Genomic DNA, 26,246 nt, shown 5'->3' with positions numbered 1-26,246 from the left:
CTTCTTACTTAAGAAACCTGACAATCAGTCAAGGAAGCAGCCCTCGGCGGCGATAATGCGGACATCTAGCGTGCAGCGAAGGGCCGTCCCGAGCAAGCGACGGCCCCCTCGGGGGGCAGGGAGCTACACGCAGTGAACGACCGTGGGGGCCTAAATCATCGCCTGCTCAAGCCCTGTCCGGTTGGTGACGCAGCGCCGGGCCATTTCACGATCCAATCCCTTGCACTCACCCGGGAACCCGTCATGCGCATCTGGAAACAAGCCATCTCCGTCGAACGGCTCACGGCGTCCAACGCCAACAGCGCCGTCACCCATCTGGGCATCGAGTTCCTGGAAGTCGGTGATGATTTCATTCGCGCCCGCGTGCCAGTGGACCGCCGCACGGTCCAGCCTTATGGCCTGCTGCACGGCGGCGTGTCCGTCGTACTGGCCGAAACGCTGGGCTCCTGCGGCGCGGCCTATTCCTGCCCCGAGGGCTACCGCGCCGTCGGACTGGACATCAATGCCAACCACCTCAAGGGCGTGACCAGCGGCTGGGTCACCGGCATCGCACGGCCGGTGCACATAGGCCGCACCACCCAGGTCTGGCAGATCGACATGCACAACGACGCCGGCGAGATGAGCTGCGTGTCGCGCATCACGATGGCGGTGCTGGCGCCAAAACTGCCGTGACAACCGCGCCGGGTACTGCCGGCAGCCGGCGGTGCCCGATCAGAAGTTGACGTTGTTCCTTCCCTTCAGATTCAGGATCTGGCGCGCTTCATCCGGCGTGGCAACCTCCAGACTCAGGGCCTCCAGCAGGGTGCGCGCACGCGTGACCTGATCGGCATTGGTTTTGGCCAGACGGCCCGGGCCATCCCACAGCGAGTCCTCCAGTCCCACCCGCACATGGCCACCCATCGCCAGCGACTGGGCCGCAATCGGCATCTGGTTGCGGCCCGCGCCCAGCACGGACCAGACGTAGTCGTCGCCGAACAGGCGGTCTGCCGTGCGCTTCATGTGCGCCACATCCTCCGGATGCGGCCCGATGCCGCCCAGCAGGCCAAACACCGACTGGATCAGGAAGGGCGGCTTGATCAGCCCGCGCTCGATGAAATGGGCGGCGGTATAGAGATGCCCAATGTCGTAGCACTCGATTTCAAACCGGGTGCCGTTGTTGGCGCAGCTTTCCAGAATGTAGGCAATGTCCTTGAAGGTGTTTCTGAAAACGCGGTCGTCGCTGTTGGCCAGGTAGGGACGCTCCCACTCGTGCCTGAATTCCTTGAAACGCTCCAGCATGCCGTACAAGCCAAAGTTCATCGACCCCATGTTCAGCGACGCGACCTCGGGCTTGAAGGTATGCACGGGCACCAGGCGTTCGGCCACCAGCATGGTGGGTGCGCCGCCCGTGGTGATGTTGATCACGACGTCCGACGCGGCCTTGATCTGCGGCAGGAAGGCCTTGAACAACTCCGGGTCCTGCGACGGGGAGCCGTCCTCCGGCTTGCGCGCATGCAGGTGGACGATGGAGGCGCCCGCCAGCGCCGCGCCAATGGCGGCGTCGGCAATCTCCTGGCCCGTGACAGGCAGGTACGGCGACATGGACGGCGTATGGATGGCGCCGGTAACGGCACAGGTGATGATGACTTTTTTGGATTTTTTCATGAGATTCTCCGAGGGGTAGATGTGAGGTGTGGGGGAATAAAGAACAGTAGGTCAATTGCGTTAGCCGTTATGAATGGGTATGAATTCACCATTCACGATTCACTCGGACTGCTTGCGCTGATGCGCGACCAGTGCCATCAGCCGGTTGTCGCGCCAGCGGGCGCGCTCGCCCAGCTGGTCGGCCGGCAGCAGCGAGCGGCGCTCGGCTTCAATGCCTGCCAGCACGCCGCTGTCCCAGTCGTTGGGCAGTTGCCCGCAGGCTACTTCGCGGTAGGTCGGGCCGTAGCGCCGGGCGTAATCGACCACGCCGTCGGGCGCATTCAGGTCGATGGTCTCAAACGGCCCCATGAAAGACCAGCGCAGGCCGAGGCCATCTTTCAGCACCTTGTCCAGGTCTTCCACCGAGGCATAGCCGTTGGCGTACAGGTTGAGCGCTTCGTTCAGCACAGCGCCCTGGATCCGGTTGAGGAGAAAGCCGGTGATCTCTTTTTTCAGCAGCACGGGCGACTGGCCGGCGCGCGCATAGAGGTCGCGCGCGCGTTCGACCGCGGCCGGGGAAGTCCACGGCGCCGGTGCCAACTCGACCAGCGGCACCAGGTAGGGCGGATTGACCGGATGCGCTACCATGATGCGGCCCTGGCCCGGCAGGCCGGCGGAGAACCCGGAAGCAGGGATCCACGAGGTCGAGCTGGCCAGAATGGTGTCAGGGGCTGCCAGCTGGTCCATCTCGGCAAAAATGGCGCGCTTCACCTCCAGGGTTTCGCGCACGTTTTCCTGCACCAGCACGGCACCCTCCAGGGCGGCAGCCAGCGTGGCAACCGGCGTGATGCGCGCCAGCACGACGTCAGGCGCCTCGGCAATCAGGCCGTGTTGCGCCAGATCGCCGATGTTTTCGGCCAGCTGCTTGCGGCACTGCGCCAGGGCGCCAGGATCGGCGTCATACATCGCGACGGAGCAGCCCGCGCGGGCAAAAACAATCGCCCAGGCGCGGCCAATCAGGCCTGCGCCGACGATGGCAATGCGTTCATTCATGGTCGTTCGTCCGTTGTGGTGCTCATTCAGTAGTTTGGATGCAACCGTTATCCGAGGTGCTCGACGTTGCCGCACACCGACAGGCTTTGCCCGCTGATCGATGCGCCGGCAGGCGAGCAAATAAAGATGATCTGGTGGGCGATGTCCTGCGCGGTCACCATGCTGCGCAGCGACACCTTGGACAGCAGGCGCTGGCGCATGGCTTCATGACCGATGCCGTAAGAGGCCGCCTTGGCGGCGATCACGCGCTCCTGCCTGTCGCCGGCCACAATGCCAGGCAGGATGGCGTTGACCCGGATTCTGGAGGGCCCCAGTTCCATCGCCCAGGTTTGGGTCAACCCGATGACACCGAACTTGGAGGCTGAATAGGGTGTGCGCAAGGGAAAGCCAAGCCGTCCGGCAATCGACGACAGATTGACAATCGAGCCACCGCCCGCCGCCTTCAGCAAGGGCACCGCGCGCCGGGTGCAGAGAAACGGGCCGGTCAGATTGACGGCGATCGTCTGCTCCCAGTCACCCGGCGCCGTGTCCTCCACCGCGGCGGTGGGCCCGGCAATGCCGGCATTGTTGACCAGCACGTCCAGCGCGCCCCAGCGGGTGGTCAGCTCCGCGAACATGGCGTCTACCTGGTCCGCCTTCGACACATCGGTATGGCTCTGGCTGACCTGTGGAAATTTCCTTTTTGCATCCGCAAGAAAGTCGTCGTTGACATCGCAAATATGCACGGTCGCGCCGGCGGCCACAAAAGCCCCCGTGATGGCCAGGCCGATGCCTTGCGCGCCAGCCGTGACGACGACGCGTTTGCCGTTGAGTCCTGTATCCATAGCTTGTTCCATGTGTTCCTTGATCAAAAAATTACAGCCAGAGAATTTGTTTGCGATAGTCCAGATCGCTAAGCAGGGGTTCCGCGGGGCCGGTATGAAAGACCGCGCCGCGTTCCAGCGCAAACACCCGGTCGGCCAGGGCCAGCACCAAGTCCAGGTTGTGCTCGACGATGATGATGGAGACCTCCCGGCGCAACTGGTCGAACACCGTGAACAGCTCCTGCACCACCGCCGGCGCCAGGCCTTCGAACGGTTCATCGAGCAGCAGCAGCCTGACATTGCCCGAGAGGGCGCGCGCGACCGCAACCATCTGCTGCTCGCCGCCGGACAGGTAGTCGGCGTGGGTGTTCATGCGCTCTTTCAGGCGCGGGAAGTACTGCAGGATTTTTTCTTCGCTCCATACGCATCCGTTGCTGCCGTCAGTGGCGCGCGCCAGCCGCCCCAGTGACAGGTTTTCGGCCACCGTCATGCCGGAGAACAGGCCGCGGCCTTGCGGCACATAGCCGATGCCCATGCGCGCGATGTCCGGTGCCGGCAGGCCGGCGATGTTGCGGCCGGCATATTCGATCTGGCCGGATGCAGGTTTGAGCAACCCGGTCAGGGTCTTGAGCAACGTGGATTTACCGGCGCCATTGCGCCCCAGCAGCGCAACGATTTCGCCTTCGCGGACCTCCAGCGAGGCATCATTCAGTATGTGGCTCTTGCCGTAGAAGGCATTGACACCCTCGAAGCGCAGCAGCTGCGGCCGGCTGCTTGCGTCACCCGCCATGCGGCCGGTGACGGGCGGCGTGCCGGTGCCGGTATAGATTTCCTGCACGCGCTGGTCGGCCCGCGCTTCGTCGGGCGTGCCCGCCATCAGCACGCTGCCCTGGTTCATCACCGTGACTTGCTGCGAGAAACCGAGCACGCGATCAATGTCGTGCTCGACGATCAGCACCGGAATATTGCTGGCGATGGTTTTGACCAGATGCGATACCCGCTCGCGCTCGGCCGCGGCCAAGCCGGCCAGGGGCTCGTCCATCAGCAGCACATGCGGCTTGGAACCCAGCGCAATGCCCAGGTCCACCAGCCGTTGCCCGCCATAGGACAATTCGCCGCCTTCGATTTTCTCCATGCCTTCGAGCCCCAGAAACTTCATGAGCTCGGATGTCTCGGCATGAATTTGCGGGTAGCTGTCGATGTCGCGCCACATGTTGAAGCGCGCCGTGTGACGTGCCTGCAGCGACAGCCGCAGGTTTTCATAGATCGACAGGCCACGGAACAGATTGGTGATCTGGAACGAGCGAGCCAGCCCTTGCTGACAAATGTCGTGAGGCGACAGGCCCTGGATCTGCCGGCCATTGAGCTTGACCGTGCCGCGGTCTGGCGCAAACATGCCCGAAATCAGATTGAAGGTGGTGGTCTTGCCCGCGCCATTCGGGCCGATCAGGGCGTGGATTTCTCCCGCATGCAAGGTGAGCTGCGCATTCCTGACGGCCTGGATGCCGCCGAAATGCTTGTCAATGGCCTGGACCTCCAGCACGACGCCTTGCTGGGCCTGGGGACGCAGAAAACCGGGCAGCGGCAAGCCTTCATAAATTTTGCGCAGGCTCATGGCCGCACCGACTTCCAGCGCGGGCTTCCAGCGTTTCTTCAGCTGGCTCCAGATGCCGACCAGCCCGGTGGGCGAAAACAGGATGAAACCGACAAAGACCAGCCCAAACCACAGCAGCCAGTTTTCGGTCCAGATCGACAGGAACTCGCGGAACAGGATGTAGAACAGCGCCCCCAGTGCGGGGCCGAGAAAGCTGCGCATGCCGCCCATCACCACCATGGCCAGCAGTTCGCCGGAAAACGCAACCGAGGTCGGCTCAGCGGAGGCGAAACGGTGATGAAAGGCGAGCAAGGCGCCGGCCAGCCCCGTGACGGATGCGGACAGCACAAACATGGCCAGTTTGTAGTGGGTCGTGTTGTAACCCTGGAATGTGGCGCGTTGTTCGTTCTCGCGGATGGCCACCATGGTGTGGCCAAACGGGGAGCGGATCACGCGCAGCAACAGGTACACCACGGCCAGCCCGATCACGCTGACCACGATGTGGAACGGGATCGGCGCATCGAGGTTGACCGGCCCCAGCGCGGGCCGCACCACCCCGCCCAAGCCCGACTCACCCCCGGTGAAGGCGGTCCAGCGGAAGGCAATGGCAAATGTCAGTGCCGACAGCGCCAGCGTCAGCAGCGAGAAGTACACGCCGCGGCGGCGCAGGATCAGAAAGCCAACGACCGTTGCCAGCAATGCGACGAACAGCACGGCCATCACGAAGGGCAGCACGATCTGGCCGGGAAACCAATATTTTTGAATCAGTGCGGCTGCGTAGGCGCCGATGCCGAACCAGGCGCCGTGACCGAATGAGGTGAGGCCTGTGTAGCCGACCAGCAGGTTCAAGCCCATGGCGGCGATGGCGAATATGACGACATCGGTGGACGACGTCAAGGTCAGGCCCATGGCCTGCAGCAGGAAGGGAACGACGAGCATCGCGATGGCCGCGATCCATATCGGCTGGTATTTTTGGCTCACTTTGCTTTCCTATTCGAATCGCTCGATACGTTCGCCGAGCAGGCCGCGCGGACGGAACATCAAGACCAGCACCATCAGCAGGTACATGGAGGCCTCGCCGGCAGGCGGATAAAAATGGATGGTCACGCCCCGCACCACGCCGACCAGCGCGGCGGCAATCACTACGCCCCAAAAGCTGCCCAGCCCGCCAATCACCACCACGACGAATGCGGCCGTCATGATTTCCGCCCCCATCGCGGGATGAACGCCGGAAATCGGCGCGAACAGAACGCCCGCCAGGGCAGCCAGACCGACGCCCAGCACGACGATGGTGGTCATGTAGGGCTGCAGGCGAATTCCCAGCACCGCGACCATGTCGGGCCGCTGCACGCCGGCCCGCACCACGCGGCCGAACGCCGTCTTGTTGAGCAGCAGCCAGATGCCGGTCAGCACCGCGAACACCACCGCCAGCATCAGCAGGCGGTATTTCGAATACAGAAAATCACCCACGACCACCTGCCCCTTGAGCGCGGCCGGAATGGATGATTGCAGCGGCGACGCGCCCCAGATCATGCGGATCAGTTGCTCGGCAACCATCGCCAGGCCGAAAGTGAGCAGCAGACTGAGAATTGGGTCGGCGGAATAAAAACGGCGCAATAGGATCCGCTCGAACAGCACACCCAGCATCCCCACGATCAATGGCGAGATGACGACGGCGCCGCCAAAGCCGGCATGCTTGGTCAACTCCACCGCCAGGTAGGCCCCCAATGCGTAGAACGCGCCATGGGCCAGGTTGACGATGCCGCCCAGGCTGAAGATCAGCGACAAGCCCAGCGCGATCAGCAGGTAATAGCCGCCAACCAGCAGGCCGTTGACGACCTGCTCCAAAAGAAATATCAATTCCATTTCCACTCCACGACTGCAGAAGAAAGCGCAGCGGTGCCTTGAACACACCGGCGCCCGCGGGCAACTGCGGGTCACCAACCGGCAGACGCCGGCCGTGTCCCGGTTACGTTGACATCGTGCAAGCGTTTTCTTCACGTGTCGGCGCCAGCAACTCCAGCGAGTCTTTCGGCCCCGGCACGGTCTGCCCCAATGCAATGAAATCCCACTTGTCCCTGGCCTTGCCTTTCGGCTTGGCGGTGACGCTGTACATCTCCTGCATCAGCTGGTGGTCCCATTCGCGGAAGTAGCCCTTGCGCGCCTTCAGGATGTCGAGCTGCGCGCCTTTCTCGAAGTATTCGATCAGCTTGGCGGAGTCCGTCGATTTGGTCGCACCCATGGCCTGCACCACCGCCTTGAGTGCGACATATTCGCCCCACGCCTGGTTTTCCGGCGGTTTGCCGTATTTTTTGGTGAAGGCAGCAACGAACGCCCTGGAGCCGGGAGTATCGACATCGTGATGCCAGATCATGGGCCAGGTCCCGGCGAAGTTGTCTGCGCCGGCGCCCCAGGCAACCGCCGTATCGAAGCCAAAACCGGCAGTCGGATAGGGCAGCCCGAATTCGGCGTACTGCTTGATGAAATTGGTGATCTGATTGCCGGCCAGGTTGGAGATGACCAGGTCCGGCTTGGCCTGGCGAATCTTCAGCAGGTACGGGCTGAAATCGGTGGCGTCGGTGGCGACCAGTTCATCCTGAATAAAGCTGCCGCCGCTGGCATTCACGAAAATCTTGGCGACCCGCAGCAGGTCGTGGCCAAAGGCGTAGTCGGCGGTCAATCCGAACAGCTTCTTGCCCTTGATCATGTTGTCGCGCAACAGCGCGTTGCCGCACGCCTTGACGTAGGTGGTGTTCGCACCCTCCACATGGAACATGTACTTGTTGCAGCCCTTGCCGCGCAGCTCGTCGGAATTGCAGCCGGTATTGATGAAGATGCGCTTGTTGCGGCCGGCCACCTGGGCGATCGCCAGACCGGACGCCGAAGAAATTTCGCCGATCAGCGCCACTGCGCCATCCCGTTCAAACAGGCGCTGCGCCTTCGATGAGGCGGTCGACGGGTTGACCGAGTCCTCTGAAATCAATTCCAGCTGGCGCCCCATGACGCCTCCCGCCTGGTTCACTTCTTCTACGGCCAGCTTGATGCTCATGACCGCGTACTCGCCGAGCGGGCCGAGAAAGCCCGTCAACGGGGTCAGGTGCCCGATCCTGATCTTGTCCGACTGGCTGCGGACGATGGCCGGAAAGCCAAGGCCACCCAGCGCGGCCATTCCGGCGATGGCAGCCGAGCCTGTGACCAGCTGGCGGCGACCGGCCGAAACCGGGAGGTCCGCCGCGGAATGGGCCGGTGAGTCTGCCTGCGCCATGGCGCCCGCGGCGGCGCTTTGATCCTTGATGCTTGTCGTCATTGTCTTGTCTCCTGTTGTTCACCGTAGTCACGGTCACGTTGTACGGCGGCATGGTTCACATCTGAGGGCCACTCTGTCCCGGCCCAGGCTTTTGGGCTCTATCCTGGAATTCATCCAGTACGAAGCCCTATCCGCCTCAACAGGGTGCCTGCCATTCAAAAAATAACTTTTCAAGGCAGGCATCACGACCGAAGCAAGATGTGATCAAATATATGTGATCGAAATTACCGAATCAAGCACTTGATCTGAATCAGCCCCGCAAGCAAGGGAAAACACTTAGAAATTCGTCGAAATTGGACGCGAATTGCCGCGTGTTGAGCACTTTTCGGGCAAGTTTCTGCCAGGTATCACATGGATAAAATGATTTGGTGAAAGACGCAAACCCCATGACCTCTTTGGAAAAGATGCACCCCATCGTCCACCAGACCTTGTCCGCCAAGGTCTACCAAGACCTGCGGGAGATGATCATGTCGGGGCAGCTGCAGCCTGGCGAACGCCTGACGCTGGCGGGCATGGCCGCCGCGCTGGGCACCAGCGCCATGCCGGTACGCGAAGCCATCAACAAGCTGGCGGCTGACGATGCGCTTGAAATCCTGCCCAACAAATCCGTCCGAGTCCCCGTCATGACGCGCTCCCGGTTTCAGGAACTCGTTGTCATCCGGCTGGTGGTCGAAGGCCTGGCGGTTGAAACGGCGGCCGGGCGGATCACGGCGGAGCAATTAACCAGGCTCGCCGGGTTGGAGCAAGCTTTCCGCCAGGAAACTGCGCTGGGCGAACCTGACGTCAATCAGATCATCCAGATCAACAAGCAGTTTCACTTCACCGCCTACGCCGCGGCGCAAATGCCGGCGCTGAGCAGCCTGATTGAGGGTTTGTGGCTACGAATAGGACCGGTGCTCAACCTGGACTTTCGCAACAGCGGTTCACGGCGGCGCTCCGACCTCCCCGCGGTCAAGGCGCACCACGCGCTATTGGAGGCCTTGCGCGCGGGTGACGGTGCTGCGGCCAAAGCCGCTCTGGCGATGGATATCAACACTGCGGCCGAAGTCATCCTCTCGGGGACTGGATTGAAAGAGTCCTGACTGGGCCGGGGTTTTCCAGACGCTCAGACCGCCGTAGCCAGGTAGTCGAGTGGCAATTTCGTCGTGTACTTGATCTGCTCCATGGCGAAACTGGAGCTCACATCGCCCAGGTCGGCGCCATTGATCAAGCGCTTGTAGACGCGGTCGTAGGCCGCGATATCGGGCACCACCACGCGCAGCAGGTAATCAGTCTGGCCGGCCATGCGGTAGAACTCCATCACTTCCGGAATCGAGGACACCAGCTGGTGAAAGGCTTGCAGCCACTCGACGTTGTGGTGGCTGGTGCGCACCGAGACGAACACGGTCACGCCCACGTTGAGGCGCTGCGGGTCGAGCAGCGCCACCCGCTTGCGGATCAGGCCCTGGGCTTCCAGACGCTGGATGCGGCGCCAGCAGGGCGTGGCGCTCAGGCCGATGCGGCTGGCGAGTTCGGCCACCGGCACGGTGGCATCTTCCTGCAAGGCCTCGAGAATGGCCTGGTCAAACTTGTCCATGGTCGCTTGAAATAATTTACCCTATGTAGACGCAATTTTGGCATTTAATACTCATCAATGTGGCCTGAATGGTTGAATTTGCAATATTTTTCCCAGATTGAAAGCCTAAACTGGCTTCATGAATCTGGCTGATCTTCTCCCCGTCTGGACCTCTTCCACCACCCAACACGGCACCTTGCTGGTGCAAACCGGGCGCGACCCCGACGCCTTTGGCGGCCTGGGCATCGCCGTCGAGTTAGACATCACAAACACCCGCACACACTCCTGGTAAGGACTAAACATGGCCTCGTTTGCTCTCGAATCCTTCGTCTCACAAGCCACGGCGCAGGCGCGCGATCTCTCCGAGCCTGCAGACTGCGTGCTGGCGCTCGCTCCACTGATGCTCGAACTCATCGAACGAGCAACGACGTTTCTTGAACCGCAGCACTATCGAAGCGACCCGAACCACTACGCTCGCAATCTCGTCTACGACGCACCGGATGCAAGCCTCTCGCTCTACACCCTGGTTTGGTCGCCGGGGCAATGGACGCCGGTACACGACCATGGCAGCTGGGGTGTAGTCGGCGTATTGGAGGGCGTGCTGGAGGAGCGCAACTACGTGCGCCTGTCACCAGACAGCGGGACCGATGAAGGCATTCATCTCGTACGCGGCGGCGTCATCCTCTTGGGGCGCGGCGCAGTCACGAGCTTTGTGCCAAACCCCGACCACATCCACATCACGGGCGTTCCACCGGAGAGGCCCCGCGCCGTGAGCCTGCATCTTTACGGCCGAACGATGAACAGCTTCAATACCTATGACATTGCCTCAGGCACACGCCAGCGTGTAAGCGTAGAGCACAACGAAAGTTGAACCGGGCCCACGGGCCAGGAACACCGAAGCCAAGTGCTGCCTACCCCGTATTCATATGTGGACTCCCTCTCAAGCGCAAGAAACTGACCAATAGTTTGGCTTTTGGGGAAGCGCCCGCAGTCGTATATCCGCGTGCCCACGCCCGCGACCCAGACCGTTGTCGAAACCGCGTCCCTGCTCACGGGCCGCGACTTCACGGCGGAAAACGATTTGCTCGTGCCGCTGAAGCTGCAGAGTGCCAGCATGGCGGGCCTGCTGGCGCGCGTGAACCGGCAAGACTAGGCCCCCACGGTCGCTCACAACGCGCGAGCTCCCTGCCCCCCGAGGGGGCCGTCGCTTGCTCGGGGCGGCCCTTCGCTGCACGCTAGTGTGGTGTTGCACGCTATCTGGCACATAAAACCGCGTCTTTTCGTCCATGGCGGCGTTGCAAATCCGCGCCATAGTGCAACTATGGCTGTGGTTTGCGCCTTGCCCTGAACAAAAATCCATCGGTTTTATTTGTGCCGTCAAGCATGCAGCACCACACTAGGCCCAATACACGTCACTTAACCGCTCGCCCTGAGCTTGTCGAAGGGTCGTCACAGTGCAAACAGGCTTCGACAAGCTCAGCCCGAACGGGGTGGTAACGCTTAAATGACCAGCATTGACACTAGGCCCGTCGCGCTCGGCTTGCTTACTCTTTGGCCGCCCGTGCCAGCCGCTCGCTCTTCCAGTACACGTCGTCGCCGCCGTTCATGCGGTTGAGCACGCGTGACAGCACAAACAGCAGATCGCTCAAACGATTCAGGTATTGGCGCGGTGCTTCCTTGAGAGGCTCGGCGGCACCCAGCGCCACCACCGCGCGTTCGGCACGGCGTGCCACCGTGCGGCACACATGCGCCACCGACGCGGCGCGCGAGCCGGCGGGCAAGATGAATTCCGCCAGGCGGGGCAGCTTGGCATTGTGTTTTTTCAGCGCCGCGTCGAGCAGGGCCACGGCCTCGGGCTTGAGCAGCTCGAAACCCGGAATCGACAGCTCGCCGCCCAGGTTGAAAAGCTGGTGTTGCACTTCCACCAGCAGCTCGCGCACCTCGGCCGGCATCTCTTCACACAGCAGCAGGCCGATGTGCGAGTTCAGCTCATCGACATCGCCCATGGCGTGGACGCGCAGGCTGTCTTTGGAAACACGGGTGTTGTCGCCCAGCCCTGTGGTGCCGTTGTCTCCGGTGCGGGTGGCGATTTGGGAAAGTCGGTTGCCCATGAGTGAATGTCCGTGCGGCGTGGTGAAGAAAAAGAGAAAGAAAAAAGCAGGTTACGCGAAGAAAGAAAATGTGTCGCACTTGCACATGATGTCAGCGAGGCAACATCCTGCAAAAGTGCTGGCATGCAGTCGCCCGATACGGTGCAATGAAGTCCTGTTCAACTTCAAAAAGCCATTCCAGTGACGCCTCAAAAACATTCTATGCCTGATTTTAAAATTCGCCCGGCCCTGCTGCTGGCGGCGTGCGCCCTGGGTGCGGCCTTGAGTGTGCAGGCACAGACGGCCAATCCCGCGCCATCACGTCCCGCTGCTCCGGTAGCCACACCGTCTGCAGGGAGCCCCTTGCCCGGCAAGCCGCCCCTGCGGCAGGCTGATGCAGCTTTTGCCCGCGCGGATACCAACCAGGACGGCAAGCTCAGCCGCACCGAGGCCGAGCGCCTCCCCGCCATCGCGCTGCGGTTTGACCAGATTGATGTCAACCAGGACCAGTTCCTCTCGCGCGAGGAATTTGACAATGCGCTGAAGTCCTGACGGCCCGCTGTCATGCAAATGAAGCAAGCCCATGCGATAGTGCTGGCATGTCCGGACGGCCTGCGGTAACAAGGGCCTTGTTTGACTCCCGAAAGGCATCCCCATGACCGTGAAGCGTCAATTCATTCCCAACTTCGAAGCCCGCAGCGTGATGCTGCTGGCCACCTTTGTCGTCGGCTCCGCCATGGCCCAGGGGCGAAGCATCAGTCCGGCACCGGCCGGCACAGCCAGCTCTTCCAGCCAGATGAGCGCGCCTTCGGCCACGCTCCAGAGCAAGCCCTCTCCCCCCAAAAAAACAGCCCCCTGAAAAGGAGGCTGTTGGCTTGTCGGGCTGCAGGCCAAGGCCTGCAGCGCATGCGCTTTAAGCGCCTGGTGTTCAGCCTTTGGTCTTCAGGGCGCCCGAGAAGAACACGTTGTGGCTGTCGCTGTCCAGTGCATCGACCACACCGTTGGCGCGGGCGGCGGCCAGCTCGGCACGCACTTGCTCGCGCGTGACGCTTGATTTGCCGGCGTCGGAGAAGAACACGGTGTAGCTGTCGCTGTCCAGTGCATCGACCACGCCATTGGCACGGGCGGCGGCCAGGTCGGCCTGGACTTCAGCGCGGGTTTTTCCGGCGGCGCCGTTGTCGGCGAACACGGGCTGGGCCATGACATTGCCGGCGGCCAGAGCGGAAACAGCGATCACGAGGGCAGAAGCGAGTTTGGTATTCAACATGAAATTTCCTTTAAAAAGTTAAGTCAATTTCTGGGCGACGGGGGAAAGAGTTTTCTCGAGTGTCCAGCCTCGATGCGGCGTCTTGTTTGGTTTCGTCTCATCGATGACTGAACTTTAAAACGGCTGATTGACTAGAAAAAGCACCCTGCGCCCAATACAGTGTTCCCCGATTCATAACAATCGGGGGCTTGAAATCCGTGAAACTGCCCGGGGCTGCCAGGCGGGCTGGGGCCTCAGGCCCGGGCGAAGGTGCTTTTACGCTGTATCAGCTCATGCCGTGCAAACAGCTCTGCGACCCAGTCCACAAACACGCGCACCTTGTTGCTGAGGTGGCGATTGGGCGGGTAGACCACATGAATGGGCACCGGTTCGGAGTACCAGTGGGTGAGCAGCGGCTCCAGCGCGCCGCTGCTGATGTGCGACTGGACCAGAAAACTCGGTGCATGCACAATGCCCAGCCCGGCCAGGCCGGCCGCCACATAGGCCGTCGCGTCATTGACCGAAACCAGGTAGCGGCAGACCACCTTGACCTGTTCGCCGTCATTGTTGAAATCAACCGGGGACAACTGGCCCGTTCTGGTCGAGAAATAGCCCACCACCGTGTGCCCGCTTTCAATATCGCGCGGGTGCCTGGGCGTGCCATGGCGCTTGAGATATGCGGGGCTGGCGCAGGCCAGCAAGTGAACTTCGCCCACATGGCGGGCCACCAGGGACTGATCCTGCAGCACACCGGCACGAATCACGCAATCGATGTTGTCGCTGATCAGATCGACACGGCGGTCGCCCACACCCAGGTCCATCTGAATATCGGGATAGCGGGCATAAAACTCCGGCAGCGCCGGGATGATGACGGCGAGGGCCAGCGCGCCGGGGATCTCCACCTTGAGACGCCCGCGCGGACTGGCTTTGGCGCGTGACATGCTCGACTCCAGCTCGTCCACCTCACCGAGCAGACGGATGGCGCGCTCGTAATAAGCGGCCCCTTCCGGCGTGGCCGTCACCTGGCGGGTGGTGCGGTTCAGCAGTTTGGTGTCCAGCTGCTTTTCCAGCGTCTGGATCAAGCGTGTCACCGAGGGTTTGGGCAGGTCCATCGACTCTGCCGCCTTGGTGAAAGTGCCGGCTTCCACCACCCGCACAAAGGCCTGCATGGCCGCAAACTTGTCCACTCGAACCCCCTTTTGATGCGATTAAATGCTTTGCAGGCGGTGATTATTTCACCCGCGAAACAAAAATTGCCCTGAAAGGCTATTTGCCATCCTTGCAGGCGCAGACAGCGGGGGTGGAGCTAAGCAGCGTTAACCGATCAGCCGGGGCAACCAGGTCGCCACCTCAGGCACCCAAAAGACCGCCGCCAGAAGCAGCAGGCTCATCACCACATAGGGCACCACTGCCCTGAAAATATGGCCCATGGTGACGCAAGGGGGGGCCACACCGCGCATCGTCATCAACAGCAGGCCGTGCGGCGGCAACAGCAAGCCCAGCTGCATGCAGATGAGAAACATCACGCCGAACCAGATCGGGTCAATGCCCAGCGCCTGCACCACCGGCATGAAGATGGGCAGCGTGATCATCATCATGCTGACCTGGTCCACAAAGATCCCGAGAAAAATCAGCATCAGCATCATGCCCACCACGATCATGCTGGTCGACAGCCCCTGGCCGGTGATGAGCTGAACCAGCCCGTTGCTGGCCCCGGAGAACGACAGGATTTGCGCAAAGGTGGTGGCGCCGAGGATGATGAACAGAATCATGCCCGAAATGCCGGCCGTGCCCTTGAGCGCCTTGGTCACGGCCGCCCGGGTGAGGCAGCGGTAGCACAGCGCCAACAGCATGGTGGCAAAGGCGCCGAGCGCCGCGCATTCCGTCGGCGTGGCCCAGCCCGCCGCCAACGCCCCCACCACCACGCCAAAGATGGACAACGTGGGCAGCACGTAGGCAAAGAACATGCGCCAGCGCGCCCAGCCGCGATGGCCTGCTTCACCCGTATCCACCGGCGCCAGCCTGGGGCTGATGCCCACGCGAATGATGATCCACAGGACAAACGCAAGGGAGAGAATGATGCCCGGCAGCACGCCGCCAATCAGCAGCTTGGAAATTGAAATGCCCGACAGCGAGCCCAGCAGCACCGTGAGTGCCGATGGCGGTATCAGCATGTCGACCGCGCCAATCGCCATGATGGGCCCGGTCGCAATCGTCGGGTGGTAGCCGCGCGCCAGCATGATGGGCAGCATCAGCGAGCCGAGCATGGCGGTGGTGGCGATCGTTGAGCCCGAAATGGCCGAAAAGACCGTGCCGGCCACCACGGCCACCACCGCGAGCCGGCCAGGCACCCGCCGGATCAGGCGCTCCACGCCTTCAATGACCTTCAGCGCCAGGCCGGTGTGAAACAGGATTTCCCCCATCAGCACGAACAGCGGGATGGGCGTCAGCGAAAAGGCCGTGACCGAGCTCACGCTGCTGCGCGCCAGCTGCACCAGGCCGGGTTCGCCGCCCATGTACAGCCAGGCCCCCACAATGTTGATGGTGATGAAGGTCAGGGCCACGGGCATGCCGATGAACAGCAGCACGGTGGAGCCGCCCAGCATCAGCCAGGCGGCGAATTCCCAGTTCATCATGATGCGCTCACCGCATCATTGCGCGGACCGCGCTCGCTGCGCTGCAGCCTGATCATGCGAAAAATCATTTCAATCGCCAAAAGAATGAACACCAAGGGCAAAGGCGACAGCGCCCACCATTCGGGCGTGACCAGCGTCTTGATGTTGACGGCGCCCGAGGCATAACTGGACATTGCCGCCTGCGCACCGAACCAGGCAATGACCAGGCAGCAGGCCAGGCCCATCGCATCGCCCGCCCACTCCAGGCTCCATGCGAGCTGGCGCGGCAGCGCCTGCAGCACAATGTCCACGCGGATGTGCTGCCCCTGGCGCAATAGCCAGGGCGCGACGCACATGGTGATCAGGTAAAGCATCAGCTCGGAAATCTCATTGCTCCAGGCCAGGCCCCGGGGCAGGCCGGGAATGGCCAGGTTGCGCAGCGCCACATCGGCCACGATGATGAGCATCATGGCCATGAGGATGGCGCAGCCCAGCAGGGCCAGCCACGAGAGGAAACGGCCGTAGATATTGGAGAGCCGGTCTATCACTTGGAAAACAGCGTCTTGAAGCGGGCGGCGATGTCAGGGCTTTGCTTGGCAGCGCCGGCCCAGCCCACGTCATAGGCCTTGTCGCGGAAAGCCTTGGCCGTGGCCGCATCAAACCTGATGGCCTGGATGCCGGCTTTTTCCTGGCGGGCAATTTCTTCCGTGGTGTAGCGCGCCCAGAAGGTGTTCTCGGCTTCCAGCGCCAGCAGCTGCTTTTGCAGGTAGCGGCGCTGCGCATCGGTGAGCTTTTTGTAGGCCGGCAGGTTCATGATGAGCGAGACTTCGGCGTCATAGAAACCGGGGTCCACGCGAAACTTGGTTTTTTCCTGCCAGTTCAAATCAAAAATGCCACCAATCGGCCAGCCGTAGCCATCGACCACGCCGCGCTCCAGGGCGGTGTACACCTCGCCGGGCGGCGTGGTGATGACGTTGGCATTGAGCGCCTGGAAGAAATCGCGATACACCGGCGTGATGCGGATCTTCTGGCCGGTCAGGTCGGGCTTGTCAAGCTTCTTGTTGGTGTAAATGTGAAAAGGCTGGTTCTCCACCATGCGGGCCAGGTACTGCATGTTGCCCTTCTCGTTCCAGACCTTGTTGATGGCGTCGAAAGCGCCGTTCTTGCGCTGCTCGGCCACCGGGATCTGCGTGAGCTTGAGGAAGTCGGCCTCGGGCATGACGTTGGTGTAGAACGCGCCGGTATTGAGCGCCATGTCGACCACGCCGGTTTTCACCGCATTGCCGGCTTCAAAGGTCGGAATGGCTTTGGGCCCGCCGAGAAAGTTGATCTGCAAAACGCCCTTGCCTTCGGCGTTGACCTTCTGGATCCAGGGCAACAGGCGCTGCACGTAGATGCCATTTTCTGCAAACGCACTGACCAGTCGCAAGGTGACTTCCTGCGCACAGGCCGCGGCGGAAAAACTGGTGGTCACCAGCAGCGCGGCGGCGGTCTTTAAAAAACGGGCTTTCATGGTGTCTTTCTCCTTCTTTTTTCAGTTGGGATGGGTGATCCGCGGGCTCTGTCTGGTCGTCGATGCAGGGTAATGCGTTCTTCAGTCAAGTCAAGGCATGTCATACCGTCGCCAGCATCCGCTCCAACGCCTGGCCGGTGTCATCGGCCAGCGCCGCCTGGCTCAAGGCCTTGAGCTGCTGCGCGCCTTGCGGCGCCGCCTGCAGCCGCGGCAACATGGCCATCACGCGCTGGTAGCTGCGCCAACCGCGTGCATGCGTATCGCCGTAGCCCTTGACCAAGCGCTGCGAGCGTGCCACTTCCAGGGCCAGCTCGGGATGCGTGGGCGCCAGGCGCATTATCGTTGCCAGCCAATCGTCCATGCGCTGGTGCTCCCGCTGAAAACGCAGCGAACGACGGCGCAGGCCGCGCAGGGCGGCAATGCCGTAAAGCAGCAGGTAGCCGCGAATCGAGCTGGTCCGCACCACGCAGCCCTGGCGCGTGAAAGGCTGCACGCAGGCCCGCGCCCAGCGGCTGGCCAGCAGCCAGCGGCCCAGGCCGGCGGGCAGGGTGTCGGCAATTTCTTCGACCCGTGGATGCAGGAACTCATGGATGTCCAGATGCTGGCTGTCCTTGAGGTGCACCTCGCCGCCGACGCGCTGAAAGCGCGTGCGGCGGGTTTTGAGATCGGCCACGCGCACCGTGTCTTCGTAGGACATCCACAAGGCCAGGTGCCGCGCCGTGTCATCAAGCAAGCTTGCAGACAGCGGGCTGCCTGCCGGCAGCATCGCGCCCAGCGGCGCCAACCGGTCCAGGTACTCGCCCGCGTAGGCCAGGTCCTGGTAGTCCGCCATGCGCACAATGCCGGCGCACAGCGTCTCGTGGGCCGCGGCGGGGAAGTGGTCGCGAATACGCTGTGCGAGCGCAGCCAGCCGCGGGCCGACCGATGACGCCCCGACCGGCGCTGCAGCCGGCGCCAGAGTCAGCTGTGGCTCAAGCCCTTTGAGCGCCACGGCAAAGCCCGCCGCAAACGCTTTCAGGCTGGCGTTCACGCCAACCCCGCCGCGCCGCACGGTGTCTTCAAACTGACCCCGGCTGAACGGCAAGCGGCCCGTGGCGGCAAGCGCCCCATACAGCGCCGGGCCGATCAGGCTGCCCGTGTCTTCAGCCAGTTGGGCGAAGTCGGCACTGATGAAGTGTTTGGCGGCGGCGCGCCCGCCGTCCAGCAGCTTGGTGGAGTCCACCCGGCCATCCCCCATGGCGGTGCGCTCGGTCATGGAATACACGCGGTGGGTGGAGGCAATGAAGGTGGTCCGCTCGGCCGTGACCAGGCCGCGCTGCATCGCCCGTCCGGCTTCCATCAGCTCGGAGGCAATGACCACATCCACCTCGCCCGGCACCGGGCTGAGCGCCATCACCGGGCGGGCGCCTTGCGGCACGCCGACTTCGGGGAACATCTCGATGTAGTAAATCGTTGCTCCGGTGCGCTGGGCCACGCCGGGGACCGAGGTGGTCTGGGCGAAATAGCCGCTCTGCTCGGCCAGGTCGACCAGCCAGTCGGCCAGCACGCCACCGCCCTCGCCGCCCATGGCCAGAATCGCCACCGTGATCGCGCGTTGGCTGCTCATGCTGCAATCCCTTCCAGCCGGCGCGCGATGCGGTTTTGCAGCCAGCCAATCACCGCCGTGCGCAGGCGCCGCTTGAAGCGGTCCCACGCCGTGGGGTTGTTGATGATTTCAGCCCGGTAAAACGACGGGCACAGCACAGCGGCGTGCGCCACCTCGCCGCACAGGCCGCAGCCGACACAGCTGTCGAGCACGGTGGCAATCGGGTCGCGCCGCAGCGGGTCCGGGTTGGGCTTGATGGTCAGGGACGGGCAACCCGACAGCCGGATGCACGAGTGGTCGCCGGTGCAGGTGTCGGGGTCAATGCCGAAACGCTCGCGCACCACGCGCTGTCCGTCGCCAATCATTTTGCGGATCTGCGGTTTGACGCGGCGCTGGCGGTTGAGCATGCATTCGCTCTGCGCCACAATGACCTTGGGGCCTTTTTCCCGGGTCGTCAGTGCCTCGCGCAGGGCATCGCGCATCTGCGTGAGGCTGTAGGTATTGGTGACGGTCCGGGCCCATTTCACACCGACGCCGCGCACGGCTTTCTCGATCGGGTTGTTGGTGTTGCGCATCGGGTTGATGGCCCGGGACGACAGCACATCCTGGCCCCCGGTCGCGGCGGAGTAGCCGTTGTCCACCACCAGCAGCACGTTGTCGGTCTGGTTGAAGACCGCGTTGCCGACACCGCTGGTCAAGCCGTTGTGCCAAAAGCCGCCGTCGCCCATGACGGCAAGGGTGCGCTTGGCCGTCTCGGTGCTGTTGAAGGCGGAGGCGCCGGCCCAGCCCAGCCCATAGCCCATGGTGGTGGCGCCGAGGTTGAAAGGCGGCAGGATCGAAAACAGGTGGCAGCCGATGTCGCAGCTCACATGGTGCTGGCCGAGTTCGCGCTCGATCAGCTTCATGGCCGTGAAGATGGGCCGCTCCGGGCAACCGGTGCAAAACGAAGGCGGCCTGGGCTGCACTTCTTGCGTGGCGAGCTGGATGGCAAAGGTCTTGGGGTTGCCGTTGAGCAGCGCCGGCGTGGCCGCAGGCCGCGCCGCCACGGGCAACTCGGCGCCTTCCAGCAGCCGCGGCGCATACTGATTCACAAACTGCGCCACCGCCTTGACCACCACGCCCCCGGTGTATTCGCCGGCCATGGGCAGCAGGTCCTTGCCATGCACCTTGGTCTGCAGATCGGCCTTGCGCAGCAGGCTGTTGACGGCCTGCTCAATGAAGTCGGGCTGGCCTTCCTCCACCAGCAGGATGCCGCGCTTGCCGGCGCAAAAGCGCCTGAACTCGTCGTCCACCAGCGGGTAGGTCACATTCAGCACGTAAAGCGGCACCCGGGATTCGCCGAAAGCATCGGCCAGCCCCAGCAGTTCCAGCGCGCGCAGAACCGCGTTGTAAAGCCCGCCTTGCATGACGATGCCGAAATCCTGCGCGTCTTGCGCGAAGAACTCGTTGAGCTGATGGTCCTGGATGAACTTGACCGCGGCCGGCCAGCGGCGCGCCACCTTGTCCTGCTCCTGCAGATAACTGGCGGGCGGCAGCACAATGCGGTTGACATCGCGCACCGGGCTTTCAATGGCATCCTTCAGGGTGAACGAGGGCCGCTGGTTGTCGCGCGTCGGGAAGCGGCCGTGCACATGGCAGGCGCGAATCCTCAGCTCCAGCATCACCGGCGTGTTGCTGGCCTCGGAAAGCTCGAACCCTTTTTCCACCGCGTTCACGATGCTGGGCAGGTTCGGGCGCGGGTCCAGCAGCCACACTTGCGACTTCATCGCAAAGGCGTGCGAGCGCTCCTGCATGATGCTGGAGCCTTCGCCGTAGTCCTCGCCCACGATCAGCAGGGCGCCCCCCATGACGCCCCCCGAAGCCAGATTGGCCAGCGCGTCCGAGGCGACGTTGGTGCCGACCGTGGACTTGAAGGTCACGGCGCCGCGCAGCGGGTAGTTCACCGAGGCAGCCAGCGTCGCCGTGGCCGTGGCCTCGGAGGCGCTGTGCTCAAAATGCACGCCCAGCTCCTGCAGGATGTCGTTGGCATCGGTCAGCACATCCATCAGGTGCGAGATGGGCGCACCCTGGTAGCCGGCCACATAAGACACCCCCGACTGCAACAGCGCCTTGGTCACCGCGAGAATGCCTTCCCCGCGGAACTCTTCACCTTCCCCGAGGCGCAGTTTTTCTACTTCGTTTTTGAACGAGCGTTCAGCCATGCGTGGTCTCTTTTAGCAGTAGGCCCAGTGCTTCCGGACGGTTGTGTTGCTCATGAATCAGGCCCTGGCAAAGGTGCTTCAGCACACCTTTGCGCCAGGCAACAGGTGCGAATCTACGCAGCTCTTCATCATCCAGCAAATGGATTTTTCTGATACGGAACATCCATTTGATCAATAATTCGGGAGAACCCTAGGAGCCTGTTCACGGCTCTTAGCCCTGTTCAGCCTCGCTCAGACCCCTTTGGAGTTGCTGCCATGAACTTCCGTCAGCTCGATCTCAACCTGTTGCGCGTACTGGCCGCCCTCTACCGCACCCGCTCGGTGACGACAGCCGGCAAAACCCTGGCGCTCTCACAGCCCGCCACGAGCAACGCGCTGGCGCGCCTGCGCGACTACTTCGACGATGAGCTGTTTGTGCGCTCCCCCGCCGGGCTGAAACCGACGCGGCTGTGTGAGCACCTGGCGCCGGGGGTGCTGGACCAGCTGCTGGCGCTGGAGACCGTGGTGACCGGGCAGGACGAGTTCGATCCCGTCCACAGCGACATGCACTGGCAGCTGTCGCTGTCGGATCTGGGCGAGATGCTGTTTCTGCCGCCGCTGGCGGCGGCGCTGCGCACCGGGGCCGCCAGGGCGCACCTGTCCAACATCTCGGTGGCGGCGGCCGACGTGCCGGCCGCGCTGGAAGCGCGCGAGATCGACCTGGCCATCGGCATCCTGCAGCCGCGCCACCGGGGCATACGGACCGAGCTGCTGTTTCGCGAGCACTATGTGGCGGTCGCCTCTCCGGATTGGCGGCCCGCTTCCGGCCGCAGCGGCCGCACACTGACCGCGCGGCAGCTGGCCGAGGCCTCGTTCGTGGTGGCTTCCCCCACGGCCACGTTTCACGGCAGCGTGGAGCAGATGCTGGTGCGCATGAAGCTGGCCGATCGCATCGTGCTCAGGGCGCGGCACTTTGGCGCCCTGCCCGACCTGGCGCTAAGCACCGACCTGCTGGCCATCGTGCCCGAAATGTACGCCCGCAACCTCCGCCAGCGCTATGACTTTCGCTTGTGGAACATTCCGAACGCTCCGGCCTACGAGGTGCGCCTGGTCTGGCACAGCAGCACCGAAAAAGACCCCGCCCACCAGTGGATGCGCTCGCTCGTCTTCAAGCTGTTCAAGCGCCCGCTGCGGGCCGATGCGAACACCGGTGTTGGCGCAAGCGCAAAAATCTGAGCCCCGCCCGCCGGCGCAGCGGCGCGCCACGCCCACAAGTCGTAAACTGTGTGATTGAGTTGGAGACCCACCATGAACGCCCCCTTGCCCACCCACCTGCTGCCCGAAATCCACCAGCGTGAAACCCCGCCGGCCCTGATCGAAGCGCTGAAAAGCCGCTTTGAAGGCCGCTGCTCCACGGCCCTGGTCGTGCGTGAGCAGCATGGTCGGGACGAATCCTCGTTTGCCGCGCCGCCGCCTTCGGCCGTGGTGTTTGCCGAGAATACGCAGGACGTGGCCGACGCCGTGAAGCTGGCCAGCCAGTACGATGTGCCGGTCATCCCCTTTGGTGTCGGCACCTCGCTCGAAGGCCATTTGCTCGCCGTGCAAGGCGGCATCAGCATTGACGTGAGCCGCATGAACCAGGTGCTGTCGATCAATGCAGAAGACCTGACGGTCACCGTGCAGCCCGGCGTCACGCGCAAGCAGCTCAATGAAGAAGTCAAGAGCACGGGCCTGTTTTTTCCGATCGATCCTGGCGCCGACGCCACAATTGGCGGCATGAGCGCCACGCGGGCCAGCGGCACCAACGCCGTGCGCTACGGCACCATGCGCGAGAACGTGCTGGCCCTCGAAGTGGTCACGGCCAGCGGCGACATCATCCGCACCGGCACCCGTGCCAAAAAATCATCGGCAGGTTACGACCTGACGCGCCTCATGGTGGGCAGCGAAGGCACGCTGGGCGTCATCACCGAAATCACCGTCAAGCTCTACCCGCTGCCCGAGGCCATTTCAGCGGCGATTTGTTCTTTCCCGAGCATTGAAGCGGCCGTGCGCACCACGATTGAAGTGATCCAGCTGGGCGTGCCGATTGCGCGCGTGGAACTGATTGACCACAACACCGTGCGCATGGTGAACACCCATTCCAAACTGGGCCTGCGCGAAGAACCCATGCTGCTGATGGAGTTTCATGGCTCGCCCAGCAGCGTGAAAGAGCAGGCCGAGCTGGTGCAGGAACTCGCCAGCGGCCATGGCGGCCAGGCGTTTGAATGGGCCAGCACGCCGGAAGAGCGCACCCGGCTCTGGACGGCGCGCCACAACGCCTATTTCGCAGCCATCCAGTCGCGCCCCGGCTGCCGGGCCATCTCCACCGACACCTGCGTGCCGATTTCGCGCCTGGCCGATTGCCTGCTGGAATCCGTGGCCGAGGTCGATGCCAGCGGCATTCCCTACTTCCTCGTCGGCCATGTGGGCGACGGCAACTTTCACTTCGGCTACCTGATCGACCCCGACAAGCCCGAAGAGCGCGAGGTGGCCGAAGCGCTAAACCACAAGCTGGTGAATCGCGCGCTGCAGCTGGAAGGCACTTGCACCGGCGAGCATGGCGTGGGCCTGCACAAGATGGACTTCCTGGTGGCGGAGACCGGCGACGGCGCCGTGGACATGATGCGCACCATCAAACGCGCGCTGGACCCGAAGAACATCATGAACCCGGGCAAGATTTTCTCGATGCCAGCGGTCTGATGAAAACGCCGGGGCACGGGTGAACCGGGCCGATGACGAGGCCACCCATGCCGCTATTTTATTGATAGCTATCAGTGTCCACCCCTTGTGGGCAAGGAGCATTTTCTTGTAAAAAACAACCCGATGGCTTAATCTTCAAGCCCTGTTAAGGGAAATCGCCATGAGAATCTTGCCCACCGTGTCCCTGCTTCTTGCAAGCAGCCTGATCGCCGGCTGTGCTGCGCCCAGGCAGCCCGTCAACTACGGCCACCCGGCACTCAACCAGGCGGCACCCGCCGTCCAGAACGAGCCAGGCCGTGTCATGGCTGGAGCCCTGCTCGGTGGTCTGGTGGGCAGCCGCTTCGGCCAGGGCGACGGGCGTGTCACCGGGGCAGCCGCGGGCGCAGCAGTGGGTTCCATGGCGGCCCAGGGCGGCTATAGCAACGAGGCCGCTGGCGGCGCGCTGCTCGGCGGACTGGTGGGTTCGCGATTTGGCGGGGGCGACGGGCGAACCGCCGCGGCCGCTGTGGGCGCCGGGCTGGGTGCGTGGCTGGCCGTGCCCCGCGACTAAGGCTCGAAGTTTTCCAGCCGATCAGCAACCGCCTGCAGGCAAGTGAAATCGTTGGGCGTGAGCGCCTTGCACTGCACGATGGAGAAGTAGATCTCGATCTGGTTGAGCCAGCTCGCGTGCACTGGAGCGTGGACCGGAACCAGTCGCGGATGGGCCTGGGTCAGGCGCCGCACGCAAGCCTCGCCGCGATGGGATGAGCCGTTGTCCATGATCCAGAACACCCGGCGTGCCTGGTTGTACGGCCACTGGCGCATGACCTGATCGACCAGGCGCTCGAACGGCGCGATGCCCGTGGTCGTCTCGCAGATACGTGTGTATATTTATGAAACGGCCTACTTAGCTTCGGAAACCCGTACGGTCCTGCCGGTGGAGGTGCTCTCCATTCAACCGTTCCGTACAAGGTTGACCAGCGCAGCCTGGCGATTGGTTCCAGTCTTGCTGAAGATCCGGCTCAGATGGGTGCGCACTGTCTCGTAGGAAATACCTTGCCGGGCAGCTAGCTCCTTGAGCGAACCACCATTGATCAGGCCACACACCAATTGAAGTTCCGCAGGGGTGAGCCCATAAGCCTCGCGAAGTGACTGCAGGTCATGCAAGGAAGAGGTTTGTGATGCTTGGACAAGCAGCGCAACCGTGGCGCCCGAGCGGTATTGCTGTACCCTGGGTAGGGGCTGAACCGTCAAGACCAGCGGCCTGGCCTCCGCACGCGCAATGACAATCTGCCTCGACGGCGCCGCATCGTGCGTGTCCAATATCGACTCAGGCGACCGGCAGCGGCGCAGCGCCGCCAGCAGCGCATCCTGGTTTTCGCGGTTGCGAAGGCGCAGAGTCTCATCACGTGCCATGTAGATGCCCTGTTCTTCTCGAAGAAGGTTCAACGCCCGGCGATTGGCGTGGATCACCCTCCCGCTTTCGTCGAGCAGCATGACAGCTTCGTGCACATGGTCGAGCGCGTCCTGGAGTCCGACCTCTGCTTGCAGTGCCCGTCCTAGTCGCTCCTCGACACCGTATGCCCGCCTCAAGTGAGGCAGCAGCATTCCCAGGCGTCGACGCTCCTCAACCTGCGGCGGGCATTTTTCCTTGCGGAAGTGTATGGCCAGCGCGATCCAGGGGGCGCCGTCGTCGGTGCGACGTACCCAGGTATTCAGGGAATCGTAGGTGCCCCATGGTTGCAAAAAGTCCGCAAAGAAAGGCATGCTGCGAAGTTCTCTGGACGACCAAACATCGCTGTCCGCGATGATCCGCCCTTCGGACATCGGCAGGTAGACTCCATCGATTCTTGGGTTCGTGTGGGAGATATCGCCCATATAGTCAGCGATGTACCTCAGTACGAAAGGGTCAACCCGCGCGGGATGGAAGGCGACGTATTCCAGCGTCCGGGCATCGAGCACATTGAGGTCGGCAGCTCTTGCGCCGACGAAATCGCATACGCCTTCCAGTGCCGCACCCCAGGTCCTGTCACCGACCGACGCCGCGTGAATGCCGTCAATGGCGGCAAGCAGCATCTGCTCGAAGCCCCGCTTATGCATCTCTCTCCCCCCTACTTTGACTCTGTGAGCCTTGGTGGTGTCGCAACGGCACGGCTTTGCCGATTCGCAGCGGAAATGTCATCGACCCGATGAACTCGTGACGAATGTACTCCAAATGGAGGACGACATCACCTGGCGCCATGCATCCGAGCTTGCCTGCTCGCCCCGGTCAAGCGATGCGCGTGGAGCACGAGTACGCGCGTGGCGGCGCGTGGGCCTATTTGGCGGCGGTGGATGTGCACCGCGCCAAGGTGTTCGGCCGGT

General features: G+C 62.9%; 28 protein-coding genes. 10 read left to right on the top strand and 18 right to left on the bottom strand.

The features are described 5' to 3' along the window. Positions 1 to 243 precede the first annotated feature (243 nt). The gene (locus V6M61_RS07095; protein WP_332775866.1) at positions 244 to 672 is read left to right on the top strand and encodes a hotdog fold thioesterase; all 429 of its coding nucleotides are present in this window, start codon (positions 244 to 246) and stop codon (positions 670 to 672) included. Positions 673 to 711: 39 nt separating this feature from the next. Here the strand turns inward: V6M61_RS07095 and V6M61_RS07090 are convergent, their stop codons facing one another. From V6M61_RS07090 to V6M61_RS07065, 6 genes are all read right to left on the bottom strand, one after another. After that, on the bottom strand, positions 712 to 1,644 hold the full coding sequence (locus tag V6M61_RS07090) for a 3-keto-5-aminohexanoate cleavage protein (RefSeq protein WP_332775865.1): 933 nt from the start codon (positions 1,642 to 1,644) through the stop codon (positions 712 to 714). A 99-nt stretch (positions 1,645 to 1,743) separates the two neighbouring features. After that, positions 1,744 to 2,676: a 3-hydroxyacyl-CoA dehydrogenase gene (locus tag V6M61_RS07085; protein WP_332775864.1), complete on the bottom strand. Its 933-nt coding sequence runs from the start codon at positions 2,674 to 2,676 to the stop codon at positions 1,744 to 1,746. A gap of 47 nt (positions 2,677 to 2,723) precedes the next feature. Beyond that, a complete protein-coding gene (locus tag V6M61_RS07080; protein WP_332775863.1) occupies positions 2,724 to 3,500 on the bottom strand; it encodes an SDR family oxidoreductase in 777 nt (258 codons plus the stop codon). A gap of 31 nt (positions 3,501 to 3,531) precedes the next feature. Beyond that, positions 3,532 to 6,012, bottom strand: coding sequence for a branched-chain amino acid ABC transporter ATP-binding protein/permease (locus V6M61_RS07075; protein ID WP_442957742.1), 2,481 nt, complete (start codon positions 6,010 to 6,012; stop codon positions 3,532 to 3,534). Positions 6,013 to 6,063: 51 nt separating this feature from the next. Next, the gene (locus V6M61_RS07070; protein WP_332775861.1) at positions 6,064 to 6,939 is read right to left on the bottom strand and encodes a branched-chain amino acid ABC transporter permease; all 876 of its coding nucleotides are present in this window, start codon (positions 6,937 to 6,939) and stop codon (positions 6,064 to 6,066) included. A gap of 103 nt (positions 6,940 to 7,042) precedes the next feature. After that, a complete protein-coding gene (locus V6M61_RS07065; protein WP_332775874.1) occupies positions 7,043 to 8,338 on the bottom strand; it encodes an ABC transporter substrate-binding protein in 1,296 nt (431 codons plus the stop codon). 428 nt (positions 8,339 to 8,766) lie between these two features. Between V6M61_RS07065 and V6M61_RS07060 the strand changes: the two genes are divergently transcribed. Then, positions 8,767 to 9,462 carry a GntR family transcriptional regulator gene (locus V6M61_RS07060; protein WP_332775860.1) on the top strand — a complete coding sequence of 232 codons (696 nt, stop codon included), beginning with the start codon at positions 8,767 to 8,769 and terminating at the stop codon, positions 9,460 to 9,462. 23 nt (positions 9,463 to 9,485) lie between these two features. Here the strand turns inward: V6M61_RS07060 and V6M61_RS07055 are convergent, their stop codons facing one another. Beyond that, positions 9,486 to 9,956, bottom strand: a complete 471-nt coding sequence (locus tag V6M61_RS07055) for an Lrp/AsnC family transcriptional regulator (RefSeq protein ID WP_332775859.1) — start codon at positions 9,954 to 9,956, stop codon at positions 9,486 to 9,488. A 118-nt stretch (positions 9,957 to 10,074) separates the two neighbouring features. On the opposite strand from V6M61_RS07055, the gene V6M61_RS07050 reads away from it, so the two are divergent. The 3 genes from V6M61_RS07050 (at position 10,075) to V6M61_RS07040 (ending at position 11,088) form a co-directional block, all read left to right on the top strand. Further along, on the top strand, positions 10,075 to 10,227 hold the full coding sequence (locus V6M61_RS07050) for a hypothetical protein (RefSeq protein WP_332775858.1): 153 nt from the start codon (positions 10,075 to 10,077) through the stop codon (positions 10,225 to 10,227). Between the two features lie 9 nt (positions 10,228 to 10,236). Further along, positions 10,237 to 10,806, top strand: a complete 570-nt coding sequence (locus tag V6M61_RS07045; RefSeq protein ID WP_332775857.1) for a cysteine dioxygenase — start codon at positions 10,237 to 10,239, stop codon at positions 10,804 to 10,806. 132 nt (positions 10,807 to 10,938) lie between these two features. Further along, a complete protein-coding gene (locus tag V6M61_RS07040) occupies positions 10,939 to 11,088 on the top strand; it encodes a hypothetical protein (RefSeq protein WP_332775856.1) in 150 nt (49 codons plus the stop codon). 391 nt (positions 11,089 to 11,479) lie between these two features. On the opposite strand, the gene V6M61_RS07035 is transcribed toward V6M61_RS07040, so the two are convergent. After that, positions 11,480 to 12,046: a cob(I)yrinic acid a,c-diamide adenosyltransferase gene (locus tag V6M61_RS07035; RefSeq protein ID WP_332775855.1), complete on the bottom strand. Its 567-nt coding sequence runs from the start codon at positions 12,044 to 12,046 to the stop codon at positions 11,480 to 11,482. A gap of 201 nt (positions 12,047 to 12,247) precedes the next feature. Here V6M61_RS07035 and V6M61_RS07030 point away from each other — a divergent pair, with 201 nt between their 5' ends. Next, entirely contained in the window at positions 12,248 to 12,577 is a 330-nt protein-coding gene (locus tag V6M61_RS07030; RefSeq protein ID WP_332775854.1) for an EF-hand domain-containing protein, read from the top strand. Between the two features lie 103 nt (positions 12,578 to 12,680). Then, entirely contained in the window at positions 12,681 to 12,884 is a 204-nt protein-coding gene (locus tag V6M61_RS07025) for a hypothetical protein (RefSeq protein WP_332775853.1), read from the top strand. 69 nt (positions 12,885 to 12,953) lie between these two features. On the opposite strand, the gene V6M61_RS07020 is transcribed toward V6M61_RS07025, so the two are convergent. The 8 genes from V6M61_RS07020 to V6M61_RS06985 form a co-directional block, all read right to left on the bottom strand. Then, on the bottom strand, positions 12,954 to 13,292 hold the full coding sequence (locus V6M61_RS07020; RefSeq protein ID WP_332775852.1) for a DUF4148 domain-containing protein: 339 nt from the start codon (positions 13,290 to 13,292) through the stop codon (positions 12,954 to 12,956). A 233-nt stretch (positions 13,293 to 13,525) separates the two neighbouring features. Then, positions 13,526 to 14,458 carry a LysR family transcriptional regulator gene (locus V6M61_RS07015; RefSeq protein ID WP_332775851.1) on the bottom strand — a complete coding sequence of 311 codons (933 nt, stop codon included), beginning with the start codon at positions 14,456 to 14,458 and terminating at the stop codon, positions 13,526 to 13,528. 129 nt (positions 14,459 to 14,587) lie between these two features. Further along, positions 14,588 to 15,907, bottom strand: a complete 1,320-nt coding sequence (locus V6M61_RS07010; RefSeq protein WP_332775850.1) for a TRAP transporter large permease — start codon at positions 15,905 to 15,907, stop codon at positions 14,588 to 14,590. Continuing rightward, entirely contained in the window at positions 15,904 to 16,434 is a 531-nt protein-coding gene (locus V6M61_RS07005) for a TRAP transporter small permease (RefSeq protein WP_332775849.1), read from the bottom strand. The genes V6M61_RS07010 and V6M61_RS07005 overlap by 4 nt, the downstream gene beginning before the upstream one ends. Continuing rightward, entirely contained in the window at positions 16,431 to 17,399 is a 969-nt protein-coding gene (gene dctP, locus V6M61_RS07000) for a TRAP transporter substrate-binding protein DctP (protein WP_332775848.1), read from the bottom strand. The genes V6M61_RS07005 and dctP overlap by 4 nt, the downstream gene beginning before the upstream one ends. 100 nt (positions 17,400 to 17,499) lie before the next feature. Next, positions 17,500 to 19,005: an indolepyruvate oxidoreductase subunit beta family protein gene (locus V6M61_RS06995; RefSeq protein WP_332775847.1), complete on the bottom strand. Its 1,506-nt coding sequence runs from the start codon at positions 19,003 to 19,005 to the stop codon at positions 17,500 to 17,502. After that, positions 19,002 to 21,185, bottom strand: coding sequence for an indolepyruvate ferredoxin oxidoreductase subunit alpha (locus tag V6M61_RS06990; protein ID WP_332775846.1), 2,184 nt, complete (start codon positions 21,183 to 21,185; stop codon positions 19,002 to 19,004). The genes V6M61_RS06995 and V6M61_RS06990 overlap by 4 nt, the downstream gene beginning before the upstream one ends. Continuing rightward, entirely contained in the window at positions 21,178 to 21,348 is a 171-nt protein-coding gene (locus V6M61_RS06985; protein WP_332775845.1) for a hypothetical protein, read from the bottom strand. Before V6M61_RS06985 ends, V6M61_RS06990 begins: the two co-directional genes overlap by 8 nt. 92 nt (positions 21,349 to 21,440) lie before the next feature. Between V6M61_RS06985 and V6M61_RS06980 the strand changes: the two genes are divergently transcribed. From V6M61_RS06980 to V6M61_RS06970, 3 genes are all read left to right on the top strand, one after another. Beyond that, entirely contained in the window at positions 21,441 to 22,400 is a 960-nt protein-coding gene (locus V6M61_RS06980) for a LysR substrate-binding domain-containing protein (RefSeq protein ID WP_332775844.1), read from the top strand. 72 nt (positions 22,401 to 22,472) lie between these two features. After that, entirely contained in the window at positions 22,473 to 23,903 is a 1,431-nt protein-coding gene (locus V6M61_RS06975; RefSeq protein WP_332775843.1) for an FAD-binding oxidoreductase, read from the top strand. A 160-nt stretch (positions 23,904 to 24,063) separates the two neighbouring features. Continuing rightward, entirely contained in the window at positions 24,064 to 24,453 is a 390-nt protein-coding gene (locus V6M61_RS06970; protein WP_332775842.1) for a glycine zipper 2TM domain-containing protein, read from the top strand. On the opposite strand, the gene V6M61_RS06965 is transcribed toward V6M61_RS06970, so the two are convergent. Both V6M61_RS06965 and V6M61_RS06960 read right to left on the bottom strand, forming a co-directional pair. Next, positions 24,450 to 24,761 carry a transposase gene (locus V6M61_RS06965; RefSeq protein WP_332775873.1) on the bottom strand — a complete coding sequence of 104 codons (312 nt, stop codon included), beginning with the start codon at positions 24,759 to 24,761 and terminating at the stop codon, positions 24,450 to 24,452. The two genes, V6M61_RS06970 and V6M61_RS06965, sit on opposite strands and share 4 nt — an antisense overlap. A gap of 75 nt (positions 24,762 to 24,836) precedes the next feature. Continuing rightward, entirely contained in the window at positions 24,837 to 25,982 is a 1,146-nt protein-coding gene (locus V6M61_RS06960; protein WP_332775841.1) for a helix-turn-helix transcriptional regulator, read from the bottom strand. Positions 25,983 to 26,246 lie beyond the last annotated feature (264 nt).

The organism is Polaromonas sp. (genome assembly GCF_036676035.1).
Lineage (GTDB): Bacteria > Pseudomonadota > Gammaproteobacteria > Burkholderiales > Burkholderiaceae_C > Polaromonas.
The sequence above is the reverse complement of the archived record's forward strand: the minus strand, read 5'-3'. Positions and strand labels throughout refer to the sequence as shown.

Coding starts and splice junctions, on each gene's coding strand:
- dctP (WP_332775848.1), bottom strand. CDS start 17,399: ATGAAAGCCCGTTTTTTAAAGACCGCCGCCGCGCTGCTGGTGACCACC.
- V6M61_RS07095 (WP_332775866.1), top strand. CDS start 244: ATGCGCATCTGGAAACAAGCCATCTCCGTCGAACGGCTCACGGCGTCC.
- V6M61_RS06980 (WP_332775844.1), top strand. CDS start 21,441: ATGAACTTCCGTCAGCTCGATCTCAACCTGTTGCGCGTACTGGCCGCC.
- V6M61_RS07085 (WP_332775864.1), bottom strand. CDS start 2,676: ATGAATGAACGCATTGCCATCGTCGGCGCAGGCCTGATTGGCCGCGCC.
- V6M61_RS07055 (WP_332775859.1), bottom strand. CDS start 9,956: ATGGACAAGTTTGACCAGGCCATTCTCGAGGCCTTGCAGGAAGATGCC.
- V6M61_RS07030 (WP_332775854.1), top strand. CDS start 12,248: ATGCCTGATTTTAAAATTCGCCCGGCCCTGCTGCTGGCGGCGTGCGCC.
- V6M61_RS06995 (WP_332775847.1), bottom strand. CDS start 19,005: ATGAGCAGCCAACGCGCGATCACGGTGGCGATTCTGGCCATGGGCGGC.
- V6M61_RS07020 (WP_332775852.1), bottom strand. CDS start 13,292: ATGTTGAATACCAAACTCGCTTCTGCCCTCGTGATCGCTGTTTCCGCT.
- V6M61_RS07080 (WP_332775863.1), bottom strand. CDS start 3,500: ATGGATACAGGACTCAACGGCAAACGCGTCGTCGTCACGGCTGGCGCG.
- V6M61_RS06960 (WP_332775841.1), bottom strand. CDS start 25,982: ATGCATAAGCGGGGCTTCGAGCAGATGCTGCTTGCCGCCATTGACGGC.
- V6M61_RS06990 (WP_332775846.1), bottom strand. CDS start 21,185: ATGGCTGAACGCTCGTTCAAAAACGAAGTAGAAAAACTGCGCCTCGGG.
- V6M61_RS07090 (WP_332775865.1), bottom strand. CDS start 1,644: ATGAAAAAATCCAAAAAAGTCATCATCACCTGTGCCGTTACCGGCGCC.
- V6M61_RS07035 (WP_332775855.1), bottom strand. CDS start 12,046: ATGGGCAACCGACTTTCCCAAATCGCCACCCGCACCGGAGACAACGGC.
- V6M61_RS07010 (WP_332775850.1), bottom strand. CDS start 15,907: ATGATGAACTGGGAATTCGCCGCCTGGCTGATGCTGGGCGGCTCCACC.
- V6M61_RS06975 (WP_332775843.1), top strand. CDS start 22,473: ATGAACGCCCCCTTGCCCACCCACCTGCTGCCCGAAATCCACCAGCGT.
- V6M61_RS06970 (WP_332775842.1), top strand. CDS start 24,064: ATGAGAATCTTGCCCACCGTGTCCCTGCTTCTTGCAAGCAGCCTGATC.
- V6M61_RS06985 (WP_332775845.1), bottom strand. CDS start 21,348: ATGTTCCGTATCAGAAAAATCCATTTGCTGGATGATGAAGAGCTGCGT.
- V6M61_RS07065 (WP_332775874.1), bottom strand. CDS start 8,338: ATGGCGCAGGCAGACTCACCGGCCCATTCCGCGGCGGACCTCCCGGTT.
- V6M61_RS07045 (WP_332775857.1), top strand. CDS start 10,237: ATGGCCTCGTTTGCTCTCGAATCCTTCGTCTCACAAGCCACGGCGCAG.
- V6M61_RS07025 (WP_332775853.1), top strand. CDS start 12,681: ATGACCGTGAAGCGTCAATTCATTCCCAACTTCGAAGCCCGCAGCGTG.
- V6M61_RS07070 (WP_332775861.1), bottom strand. CDS start 6,939: ATGGAATTGATATTTCTTTTGGAGCAGGTCGTCAACGGCCTGCTGGTT.
- V6M61_RS07050 (WP_332775858.1), top strand. CDS start 10,075: ATGAATCTGGCTGATCTTCTCCCCGTCTGGACCTCTTCCACCACCCAA.
- V6M61_RS07060 (WP_332775860.1), top strand. CDS start 8,767: ATGACCTCTTTGGAAAAGATGCACCCCATCGTCCACCAGACCTTGTCC.
- V6M61_RS07075 (WP_442957742.1), bottom strand. CDS start 6,012: ATGCTCGTCGTTCCCTTCCTGCTGCAGGCCATGGGCCTGACCTTGACG.